The organism is Flavobacterium sp. RSP49 (genome assembly GCF_003968735.1).
Classification (GTDB): Bacteria; Bacteroidota; Bacteroidia; order Flavobacteriales; family Flavobacteriaceae; genus Flavobacterium.
This window is the reverse complement of sequence record NZ_RYDN01000006.1, coordinates 56,205-68,003: the sequence shown is the minus strand read 5'-3', so window position 1 is coordinate 68,003 and position 11,799 is coordinate 56,205. Positions and strand designations below refer to the sequence as shown.

Annotated in this window: 10 protein-coding genes; 6 read left to right on the top strand and 4 right to left on the bottom strand. The window is 34.4% G+C overall.

From position 1 onward, the window contains the following. A complete protein-coding gene (locus EKM02_RS05065; RefSeq protein ID WP_126452727.1) occupies positions 1 to 939 on the bottom strand; it encodes a hydrogen peroxide-inducible genes activator in 939 nt (312 codons plus the stop codon). Between the two features lie 97 nt (positions 940 to 1,036). Between EKM02_RS05065 and EKM02_RS05060 the strand changes: the two genes are divergently transcribed. The 4 genes from EKM02_RS05060 to EKM02_RS05045 all read left to right on the top strand — a co-directional run bounded on the left by EKM02_RS05060 (position 1,037) and on the right by EKM02_RS05045 (position 6,257). Beyond that, positions 1,037 to 2,560 carry a catalase gene (locus EKM02_RS05060; RefSeq protein ID WP_126452725.1) on the top strand — a complete coding sequence of 508 codons (1,524 nt, stop codon included), beginning with the start codon at positions 1,037 to 1,039 and terminating at the stop codon, positions 2,558 to 2,560. Between the two features lie 62 nt (positions 2,561 to 2,622). Beyond that, entirely contained in the window at positions 2,623 to 3,159 is a 537-nt protein-coding gene (locus EKM02_RS05055; protein WP_126452723.1) for an ankyrin repeat domain-containing protein, read from the top strand. Positions 3,160 to 3,303: 144 nt separating this feature from the next. Continuing rightward, positions 3,304 to 4,227, top strand: coding sequence for a PfkB family carbohydrate kinase (locus EKM02_RS05050; RefSeq protein WP_126452721.1), 924 nt, complete (start codon positions 3,304 to 3,306; stop codon positions 4,225 to 4,227). 131 nt (positions 4,228 to 4,358) lie between these two features. Then, entirely contained in the window at positions 4,359 to 6,257 is a 1,899-nt protein-coding gene (locus EKM02_RS05045; RefSeq protein ID WP_126452719.1) for an amidophosphoribosyltransferase, read from the top strand. A 283-nt stretch (positions 6,258 to 6,540) separates the two neighbouring features. Here EKM02_RS05045 and EKM02_RS05040 read toward each other — a convergent pair whose 3' ends face one another. Both EKM02_RS05040 and EKM02_RS05035 read right to left on the bottom strand, forming a co-directional pair. After that, positions 6,541 to 7,149: a superoxide dismutase gene (locus EKM02_RS05040; protein WP_126452717.1), complete on the bottom strand. Its 609-nt coding sequence runs from the start codon at positions 7,147 to 7,149 to the stop codon at positions 6,541 to 6,543. A 330-nt stretch (positions 7,150 to 7,479) separates the two neighbouring features. Continuing rightward, entirely contained in the window at positions 7,480 to 8,163 is a 684-nt protein-coding gene (locus EKM02_RS05035; protein WP_126452715.1) for a ComF family protein, read from the bottom strand. A gap of 97 nt (positions 8,164 to 8,260) precedes the next feature. Between EKM02_RS05035 and EKM02_RS05030 the strand changes: the two genes are divergently transcribed. Further along, positions 8,261 to 9,802 carry a glycine--tRNA ligase gene (locus tag EKM02_RS05030; protein ID WP_126452713.1) on the top strand — a complete coding sequence of 514 codons (1,542 nt, stop codon included), beginning with the start codon at positions 8,261 to 8,263 and terminating at the stop codon, positions 9,800 to 9,802. Between the two features lie 70 nt (positions 9,803 to 9,872). Here EKM02_RS05030 and EKM02_RS05025 read toward each other — a convergent pair whose 3' ends face one another. After that, complete coding sequence (locus EKM02_RS05025; RefSeq protein WP_158614720.1) at positions 9,873 to 10,391, bottom strand: DUF3575 domain-containing protein; 519 nt, start codon at positions 10,389 to 10,391, stop codon at positions 9,873 to 9,875. Positions 10,392 to 10,875: 484 nt separating this feature from the next. On the opposite strand from EKM02_RS05025, the gene EKM02_RS05020 reads away from it, so the two are divergent. Beyond that, complete coding sequence (locus EKM02_RS05020; protein ID WP_126452711.1) at positions 10,876 to 11,688, top strand: LytR/AlgR family response regulator transcription factor; 813 nt, start codon at positions 10,876 to 10,878, stop codon at positions 11,686 to 11,688. Positions 11,689 to 11,799 lie beyond the last annotated feature (111 nt).

The window sequence follows — 11,799 nt, the reverse complement described above, 5'->3', positions numbered from 1 at the left end:
TTATATTTGAGTAATTGCTAATTCGCTTTTTTTATATTTATTTGAAATCAAATCTTTGTTTATTGTGCTGTGAATGATTTTGGCAAGCGCTTCAATGGTTCTGATTTTTGCATAAGGACGGTGGTAAATAATACTCATTTCACGAACCGGAATAGGAGCATTAAAAAAACTGACTTGTTTTTTTCTTTCGGTAGAAAGGGTGTTGTAATATAATTCGGGAATCAAAGTTAATCCGCCAAATTCGTCAATCATATTCAATAAAGTATCAAAAGAACTTGCTTCAAGTTTTAAATTTTCAACCATTTTTTCTTTTTTCTTTAAAGAACATAATTTAATAAATTGTTCTCTAAGACAATGACCTTCTTCCAAAAGCCAGATTTTATGATTTCTAATTTCATCGGGTAAAATATAGTTCTGTACCGGGTCAATGTCGCCATACACCATTAAAGTTTCATAAAATAACACGATATCTTCAATTTCAGTGTCATGTAAAGGTGTCGCAACAATTCCCATGTCAAGTTGCCCTTCTTTCAGCTGTTTTGTAATGGAGTTGGTTGTTTGTTCTGAAATTTCTAGTTTTAAGTCAGGAAAGTTTTCTAAAATAGGTTTTAAAATTTTTGGAAGTAAAGAGTTTGCTATTGTCGGGATGATTCCAATTCTAATTTTTCCTTCAATTTTTCCAATACTCTTTTTGGCGTTGTCTTTTAAAAGCTGGCTATGAAGAACTACTTTTTTTGCATTTTCAATAGTTTCTATTCCAATTTCGGTTGTTTCAGTTGGATTTTTCTTTCGGTCAAAAATCACTATTCCAAGCTCTTGCTCTAATTTCTTGACCATTGCGCTCAATGTTGCTTGAGTTACATTGCAATACTCTGCGGCCTTAGTGAAATTTTTTAAGCGATCTACTGCAATTATATATTCTAATTGTTGGATATTCATATATAGATATTGTCTATAGCAAAGATATAAAATTTCAGTTATGTCAATATGATTTTTGTCAATATTTTTGCATGAATTAAATAAAAAAAATAACCTTATGAAACAAAAAGCATTAGTCTTATCACTAGCATTAGTGATAACTCAGCTAACACTTGGTCAAACGTTGACAACAAATTCCGGAGCTCCAGTAGGAGACAATCAAAATTCAAAAACAATTGGACAAGATGGACAAGTCCTGCTTGAAGACATTCATTTGATTGAAAAACTAGCTGCATTTGACCGCGAACGCATCCCGGAAAGAGTGGTTCATGCTCGAGGAACTGGTGCATTTGGAGAATTTGTTGCTGCCTCTGATTTTTCGGATGTTACGATGGCAGATTTCTTAAATAAAGCGGGTAAAAAAACACCATTATTGGTTCGGTTCTCAATGGTAATACATCAGGCAGGCTCCCCGGAAACATACCGTGATCCTCGAGGTTTTGCAGTTAAATTTTATACTGAACAAGGAAATTATGATTTAGTAGGAAACAATTTGCCTGTTTTCTTTATCCGTGACGCAATGAAGTTTCCAGACATGGTTCATGCCTTTAAACCGTCCCCAATAACAAACGGCGCATCAGATCCGAACAGAGCATTCGATTTCTTTTCCAATGTACCAGAATCAACGCACATGTTTACTTGGGTATTTTCTGACTATGGAATCCCTGCTAATTTTCGCCAAATGGAAGGAAATGGAGTACATGCTTACAAATGGGTAAATGCGAAAGGCGAAGTAACCTACGTAAAATACAAATGGGTTCCGCAACAAGAAGTACGTAATTTATCGCAAGCCGAAGCTAATGCAATTCAATCCACACAAATTGAACATGCTACTTTGGATTTGCGTAATGAAATAGAAAAAGGGAATTTCCCAAAATGGGATTTGTATGTTCAAATGTTGAAGAAAGAAGATTTTTTAGCTTTGGATTTTAATGCTGTTGATCCTACTAAAATTTGGCCTGAAAAAATTGCTAAACTGATAAAAGTAGGAACGATGACTTTGAATCAAAATCCTACTAATTATTTTCAGCAAATAGAGCAAGCCGCTTTTTCTCCAGCAATTTTAGTTCCAGGTATTGAGCCTTCAGAAGATAAATTATTACAAGGGAGATTGTTCTCATATACTGATACACAACGCCATCGTTTAGGAGGGAATTTTCAACAAATTCCAGTAAACATGCCTAAAAACGGAGTGAACACCTACAATGAAAATGGGTATATGTCGTTGCGCCCTCAAACTGGTGATGTAAATTATCAGCCTTCAACAAATAAACCGGAGGTAAAGGATGATGCAAAATTCAAGTATTCAAAATCAGAATTTGCAAACGCAACTACTGCACAGTCAAAAATTTCGAAACCAAATGATTTCGCACAAGCGGGCGATTTGTACCGTTCTTTTTCTAAGAAAGATCAAGATGCATTAATTTTTAATTTATCAGGTGCTTTAAAACAAGTAAAAAACAAAGTAATTGTTGCTAAGATGATTGCTCATTTTTATCAAGCGGATAGAGAATACGGAATGCGTTTAGCAAAAGAACTTAAAATGGATCGTAAAGAATTAGAATCTTTAATGATGCAATAATTGTAAGGAAACTTAATAAAGGAGCGTTTTTAGCGCTCCTTTACTATTTAAATTTTAAAAAAATGAAAAAAATAATTTTCACCTTATTGATTTTAATTTCTGGTTTTTTGAACGCACAAAACAAGGATGTTTTTGAAGCGGCAAGGACCAATGATCTAAAAACGATTGAAAAATTTGTACAGGAAGGAAATGATATAAATTTATTAAATTCCTCTGGTTATAGTTTGCTTATTCTGTCGGTTTACAATAATAATTATGAGGTTGCAACGTATTTGATTTCGCAAAAAGCAAATTTAGATATTCAGGATTCCTCCGGCAATTCCGCTTTGATGGGTGCGTGCTTTAAAGGGTATTCTTCCTTAGCAGAATTGTTATTGGCACACAAAGCAAGTCCAGACATAATAAATTACAATAAGGCAAATGCGTTATTTTTTGCTGCCACTTTTGGTCAGGAAAAATGTGTGGAAATTTTGTTGAAATATAAAATTAATACGCATCAAACAGACATTTTTGGAAAAACGGCTTTGGATTATGCGGTGAACCAAGAAAATGAGGCTATTATTGACTTATTAAATAAAAATATTTTGGTTAAATCATAAATTCAAATAAGGATAACAACTCTAATAATTATGGCGTAAATTAGTCTAGGACTACCTCTTAATTTGGCAAAATTTTACACCTCAGACTCTTTGCAACTTCACAAGTTATACCCTATCTTTGCGCCTTAATTTGAATCTACATAAATGAATAAATTATTGATTGTTGGAAGCGTTGCTTTTGATGGTATAGAAACGCCTTTTGGCAAAACGGATAAAATATTAGGTGGAGCTGCACCTTATATAGGACTTTCGGCTTCTTTTTTTAATTTACAATCTGCCATAGTTTCTGTCGTTGGCGATGATTTTCCACAAGAATATTTAGATTTATTGACAGCAAGAAACATTGATATTTCTGGACTTGAAGTAGTAAAAGGTGGAAAAACGTTTTTTTGGAGCGGTCTTTACCATAACGATTTGAATTCAAGAGATACATTAGCAACGGAACTTAATGTTTTGGGTGATTTTCAACCGAAAGTCCCTCAGAATTTTAAAAATGCCGATATAGTAATGTTAGGAAATTTACATCCATTAGTACAAAGTAGCGTAATTGACCAAATGGAAACTAAACCAAAATTAGTGGTGCTCGACACTATGAATTTTTGGATGGATTGTGCTTTGCCTGAATTATTGGATGTAATGAAACGTGTTGATGTGATTACAATCAATGACGAAGAAGCAAGACAACTTTCAGGAGAATATTCTTTAGTGAAAGCGGCCGCTAAGATCCATAATATGGGGCCTAAATATGTAGTAATAAAAAAAGGTGAACACGGAGCACTTTTGTTTCACAATAAAGAAGTTTTCTTTGCGCCAGCACTGCCATTAGAAGAAGTTTTTGATCCAACAGGAGCAGGAGATACTTTTGCAGGAGGTTTTGCAGGATATTTAACACAGAGTGAAAACGTCTCTTTTGAGAATATGAAAAATGCGGTTATATACGGTTCTAATTTAGCCTCATTTAGTGTGGAGAAATTTGGAACGGAGCGGATGGTTAATTTAGATAAAGAGGAAGTTGTGTCCAGATTAAAACAATTTAAATCATTGACACAGTTTGACATAGAATTATAATACATGGAAACCTCGGAAACGGGGTTTTTTTGTTAAAAAAATAGAAGAGATACTATCTGGTTTGATTATTGCCCACATATAAATCAGTCCAATTCATTTTTTAGAATAACACAACAACAAACAACAACACAATGAGCGACGCTTTACAACACGAATGTGGAATAGCACTAGTTAGACTACTCAAACCGCTTGAATTTTACAAAGAGAAATACGGAACTGCTTTTTACGGAATACAAAAAATGTATCTCCTTATGGAAAAGCAGCACAATCGCGGGCAAGACGGAGCAGGTTTTGCAAGTATTAAAATGGATGTTGAACCTGGTGAGCGATACATAAGTCGCGTACGATCAAACCATTCGCAGCCTATTCAAGATGTATTTAAACAAATAAATGAAAGAATAAATGAAGAGATGGCAGCTCATCCTGAATATGCGGATGATGTAGCGCTTCAAAAAGAAAATATTCCTTACCTAGGCGAATTGTTTTTGGGTCATGTGCGATATGGAACTTTTGGAAAAAATAGTATTGAAAGCGTTCATCCATTTCTGCGTCAAAGCAATTGGATGCATCGAAATCTGATATTGGCCGGAAATTTCAATATGACCAATGTGAAAGAACTTTTCCAAAATTTGGTAGAATTGGGTCAGCATCCAAAAGAAATGGCAGATACGGTGACGGTTATGGAAAAAATCGGACATTTTCTGGACAAAGAAGTGATGCAGTTGTATCAGGATTGTAAAGAAGAAGGTTTGTCTAAAAGAGAAGCTTCTCCTGTAATTGCCGAACGCTTGGATATTGCTAAAATTTTGAGACGTTCTTCTAAAAATTTAGATGGAGGATATGCTATGGCTGGACTTTTAGGTCACGGTGATTCATTTGTCTTTAGAGATCCTGCCGGGATACGTCCCGCTTATTTTTATCAAGATGACGAAGTAGTTGTTGTGGCTTCTGAAAGGCCGGTTATACAAACCGTTTTCAATGTGCCTTTCGAAAAAGTTCAAGAAATAGAACCTGGCACGGCATTAATAATTAAGAAAAACGGTACGGTTTCCATGGAAGAGATTCTTCCTCCAACAGTAAAAAAAGCCTGTTCTTTTGAACGAATTTATTTCTCAAGAGGAAGTGATGCTGAAATATATCAGGAAAGAAAAACATTAGGAAGATTGATACTTCCGGCGGTGTTAAAATCAATTGATCAAGACACAGACAATACAGTTTTCTCTTATATTCCAAATACTGCCGAGACGTCTTTCTACGGATTGGTGGAAGCAGCTCAAGATTTTCTGAATCAAAGAAAGAACAATTATATTCTTCAAAATAGAAATACCTTAACTAAGGAATCATTACAAGAACTCCTTTCTGTCAAAATTCGTACGGAGAAAGTCGCAATTAAAGATGCAAAACTTAGAACGTTTATTACCGAGGACAGCAGCCGTGATGATTTGGTTGCCCATGTATATGATGTTACATATGGAGTTATCAAACCAACGGATAATTTAGTAATAATCGATGATAGTATTGTTCGAGGTACAACCCTGAAAATGAGTATCATCAAAATGATGGATCGTTTGAATCCAAAAAGAATTGTAATCGTATCCTCTGCACCGCAAATACGGTATCCGGATTGTTACGGTATTGATATGGCAAAACTAGAAGGATTAGTAGCTTTTAAAGCAGCTTTAGAATTGCTAAAAGAAAGAAACATGTATCATATTGTTGATGAGGTATATGTAAAATGTAAAGCACAGGAAAACTTCAATGACACCGAAGTTATCAATTATGTAACAGCAATATATGCGCCTTTTCAACCGCAAGAGGTTTCAGATAAAATTGCGCAAATGTTGAGTTCACCGGAGATAAAGGCCGAGGTAAAAATCATTTTCCAAACGGTAGAAGATTTGCATATTGCCTGTCCTAAAAATTTAGGGGATTGGTATTTTACTGGTGATTATCCAACGCCAGGAGGAAATAGGGTCGTTAATAGAGCTTTTATGAATTTTTACGAGGGGAAAGATGCTAGAGCTTACTAGTAAGTTTCAGCTTGTGGTTTTTAATCAGTTTTCTAAGCTGTTCGTCTAACATTTTTGGTAACAATAGATAACAATCATATTTTTAATAGGTTAAGTTTGTGGTAGATTTGGGGCAAAAAGGTTGGAAGAAATTCCACCCTTTTTATTAGAATAAAATTAAAGCCCCAACCACTAAAGGGAAATCAAAGCAGATAAAAAATATTTTCGCAGGAAACAAAAGAGGCTAGAAAAAAATTTTTTTTCTAGCCTCTTTTGTTAATTCCCCCTTCGGGTGTTAGGGAGCTTATTTCTCTAAAGCAAATCTTCTCGCCACTTCCGTCCAATTAATTACATTGAAAAAAGCTTCGATATAATCTGGTCTTCTGTTTTGATAATGCAAATAATAAGCATGTTCCCAAACATCCATTCCTAAAATTGGAGTTCCGCCACAACCTATTCCTGGCATTAATGGATTGTCTTGGTTAGGAGTTCCGCAAACCTCAACTTTACCGCCTTTATGAACACAAAGCCATGCCCATCCAGAACCAAATTGAGTTGCTCCAGCTTTGCTGAACGATGCTTTAAATTCTTCAAAAGTTCCAAAAGCAGCTTCAATTGCAGCCAATAAATCTCCAGTTGGAAGGCCGCCTCCATTTGGCGTCATTACCGTCCAAAACAAATTATGATTGTAAAAACCACCGCCATTATTGCGAACGGGCATGTTTTTCATATCAAGATTAATCAAAATATTTTCAATCGTCTTACCTTCCATATCCGTTCCAGCAATAGCTGCATTAAGATTGGTAGTATACGCATTGTGATGTTTCGAGTGATGAATTTCCATTGTACGAGCATCAATATAAGGTTCTAATGCGTCATACGCATAAGGTAATTGTGGTAATTCAAAAGCCATAATATGATTGTTTAATGATTTATAAATATTTTATCCAAATTTAATCATTTAACTTTGGAAATAGAAATTCTATTTCGTTATAATTTCATAAAATTAATTAATAGTGCGCTCTTTAGAGTTGTAACATACTTGTTTTCACAAGCTATTTACTTCGTCTGTTCCAATCTTTTATCCACCGAAAAGGCGCATAAAAAAGATTTTCACTTCAAACAAAGTTCACTGAACTCCTATAAGAGTAAAAGTTAGGTGAAGTAATCAGGGCTAAAAAACGACTGTGCTTTAAGGTATCATTCTGTTTTAAATACATGTTTTGGAACCGAAATATCCAAATTACGACTGCGCCATCGCCATACAAACAATACTGATTTTTGCACCCGGTATTTTAAGTATAGCCCGGGAACACGCTTCTAAGGTAGCTCCGGTTGTAATAACATCATCAATTAAAAGGAAATGTTTGTTGTGATTTTTTTCAGTAAAGGAAACATCAAAAACAGATTCGATTCCTTCCGTTCTGCCTAGTAAATTTTTCTTGGATTGCGTTTTTGAATACACATTCCGAATCAAAAGTGAGTCATTGTAAGCTACATTTAAACGAGTGGAAAGTGCTTTTCCAAAAGCAGTAACTTGGTTGTATCCCCTTTCTTTTAGTTTCCTTCGATGCAATGGAACTGGAATAATTTCATTTACAGTTGTTAATAATTCAATGTTTTTCAAATCCTCAGCGTACCATTCCCCTAGAATTGTTCCTATTTCTTCGTGGCCTTTGTATTTCAAATTATGAATAAGCACTTGGACAATTCCCTTTTTATGAAAATAAAACAAAGCAGAAGTATGCACGACAGGAATTCGTCCGTAAAATTTTTTGAAAGCATCATTCTCTGGATTCAAATGATGATTGGTCAACGGAATATCGTGTCTGCAAACCGTACAAATCACATTTTCGTTCGCAATTAAAAAGGCGTTGCAACCGGAACAGACCTTTGGAAAAAAAAGATTAATAATGCTTTCAAACATGTAATCAGGGATTTATTTATAAAAATAGACAAAACAATGCTTCAATCTTTAACAATTTCCTTTTTTTTAAGTTCACTTTTTATATTTTTGCAGTATTATGGCAAAACAAGAAGATTTATTTAAGAATGTAATTTCGCATGCAAAAGAATACGGATTTATTTTTCCGTCAAGCGAAATTTACGATGGTTTAAGTGCAGTCTATGATTATGCACAAAACGGAGTAGAATTAAAAAAGAACATACGCGAATATTGGTGGCGCGCCATGGTTCAAATGAACGATAACATTGTAGGTCTTGATGCCTCTATATTGATGCACCCAACTACCTGGAAAGCATCGGGTCACGTAGACGCGTTCAATGATCCATTGATAGACAACAAAGATTCAAAAAAAAGATATAGAGCCGATGTTTTGATTGAAGATTATGCTGAAAAACTCAACATAAAAGCAATCAAGGAAATCGAAAAGGCAAGAGTGCGTTTTGGTGACACCTTCAATGAACAGGAATTTGTGACTACAAATCCTCGCGTTATAGAGTATAAATCCAAAGAGAGAGAAATTCTGGAACGATTGGGACGTTCTTTAGGAAATGAAGATTTGGAAGATGTAAAAGCATTAATCGAAGAACTGGAGATTGCTTGTCCGGAAACGGGTTCCAGAAACTGGACCGAAGTGCGTCAGTTTAACTTGATGTTTGGTACCAAATTAGGTGCATCCGCAGATACAGCAATGGATTTATATTTGCGTCCGGAAACGGCACAAGGTATTTTTGTCAATTTCCTAAATGTTCAAAAATCAGGACGAATGAAAATTCCTTTTGGGATTGCACAAACTGGAAAAGCGTTTAGAAATGAAATCGTAGCCCGACAGTTTATTTTTCGTATGCGGGAGTTTGAACAAATGGAAATGCAATTTTTTGTGCGTCCAGGCGATGAAATGAAGCATTATGAATTTTGGAAAGAAGCCCGCTTGAAATGGCATTTATCACTTGGTTTAGGAAGAGAAAATTATCGTTTTCACGATCATGAAAAATTAGCCCATTATGCCAATGCAGCGGCTGATATTGAGTTTAACTTTCCTTTTGGATTCAAAGAGTTAGAAGGAATTCACTCCAGAACTGATTTTGATTTGAAAGCACACGAGCAGTTTTCCGGCAGAAAATTACAATATTTTGATACTGAATTAAATCAGAATTACGTTCCTTATGTAGTAGAAACTTCAGTTGGATTAGACAGGATGTTCTTGGCAGTTTTTGCCACTTCATTAAAAGAAGAAACATTAGAAGATGGCTCCACAAGAACTGTTTTGAAATTACCTTCGGTTCTGGCTCCAACTAAAGCAGCAATTTTGCCATTGGTTAAAAAAGACGGATTGCCAGAAATCGCACATAAAATCATTGACGATTTGCGTTGGGATTTTAATGTGACGTATGATGAAAAAGATGCCGTAGGAAGACGCTACAGAAGACAAGATGCGCTTGGAACGCCGTTTTGTATCACAGTAGATCATCAAACTATCGAAGATCAAACGGTTACTATTCGTCACAGAGACACTATGAAACAAGACCGAGTGGCTATTGCAGATTTAAAATCTATTATCGAAAATGAAGTTTCAATGAAGAATTGGCTCATGAAAATATAGTAGCTGTGCAGACTTGCTTAATAGACTATTTTAAAGAAGGCTTCTCAAGAGAGAAGCCTTCTTTAAAATATTAAAACCTGTAGCCAAAAGTTATTCCGCCTCGACCAACGATCTCGAAGTCAGTATCAGAACTATTAAATAAATTTCGTCCAACACCTGCATTTATCTCAAAAAGAAATCCTTTTTTGGTAATCCATTTAGCTCCTAAACCAAAACCAAGAGCAAAATCAGTTCTGGTTTCTATGTCTGAATTAAATGAATTGTCATTATAAATATAACTATCATAGGAATTCAACATTCCAAAACCTTCTGCAAAAAATCCTGCAGCAGGTTTTTTGCCAAAATAATAACGATAGTATGGTGTTACGCTAAAGTTTGGTTCAATGTCCTCAATTATCGGGATAAATAAAGAAACCCCAAAAGCAGATTCTTCGTTTATAATCCTTTCAAAAGTTCCTTCGAAACCACCTGCAACTAAAAATGCAACATTTAGTTTAATTTCATTTTTCTTGAAATCAGTTGTTTCTTTTTCTTGGCTAAAACCAAATAAAGAAGAAGTTAAGCAAATTAAGACAAATAATTTTTTCATAGTTTTTGTTTTTTGGAATAAAAGTAAGATAAATTTTTAAAAAAAATATTTTTAGCAATTACTTTTTGGCGGTTAATTCGGATAAAGTTATTATCAATCGACATTATTCCTCTTTGAATCACCAGTACAACAAGTAACAGCTTGACTTTAGGAAAGCTTTTTTGCTGGCAACTAGCTCTTATTAGGAGAAATTTACTAAGTGCATTTAATTTCAAACATATTTTAAAATAGCTATAGTGCTCTTAATCGGATAAATCCGCATTTCATCTTAATGTATCAACATTTGTTAAAAACATATCAACAAGACCTGTGAAAAAAATGATTAAATGCTTATTTTTAGAATGTTAAACGCAAGCATTTTAATCGTTTTTTGATGTTTTTGTTTCATTAAATTGCTAAAACAACCCGCCTAATTTAATAAACTAAAGTATATTTTGCTTTGGAAATCGGATGTAATGCTTAACAATCCCAGGAAAAGCCATTGATGAATTATTTGTACATTATTATTGACGACAATCAAGAAAGTGTTTTGAAAACAAAAGGCATTGCTGATGGTTTTTCAGAACTAACTTTTGTGGCCTTCGCAAATAATTATGCTGATGGACTACATCTAATTTTAGAACATACGCCACAATTAATTTTTCTCGAAATCGATCCTGTTGATGCAACTAGCAATTTGTCTTTGGCATTGATCAATGAATTGTACCGTTACCTAAAAATAATCCCTAAAATTATTATTACCACCCGTAAAAAAGAGTTGGCTTTTGAAGCAATACAATATGAAGTGACTGATTATTTATTAAAGCCACTAGTACAAATCGATGTAATAAAATTGATTTTAAAATTAAATAAATCGAATATCGAAAGCGGGGTTACTTCGAATGAATCGATCAGCCTTGATGAAAAGCCAACGTTCCTGCCACAACCTGAAACAGTACATCAGGACCAGTCACTCACTTTGTGTATCAAATCTTATGGAGATTATCGCTATATTGATGCAAAAGACATCTGTTACCTTAGAGCCGATAATAACTCAACGGACATTCATTTAAATAACGGGGAAATGATTACGGCTTTTAAAACATTGAAACATTTTGAAGGGGTATTATTATATCCCTTTATAAGAATTCACAACAGTTATATTGTGAATCAAAACTATATTTCCAGAATTCACAGCGGAAATGCTGTATGTTATATAAAAAACAGTACCGTCAAACTCCCTTTTTCTAAGTCGTACAAGACAAACATCGACCTTGTTATCGCTGAATTTGCTAACGGTAATTATTTAGAAATCTAAAATTGTCCGTTCACCCATATTTGACACCCATTCACTATCATCCAGACTTGTTCTACCATATATACCTTTTTTTCTAGAAAAAATTTAAGTTGTCTGAGTAAATTTACTATA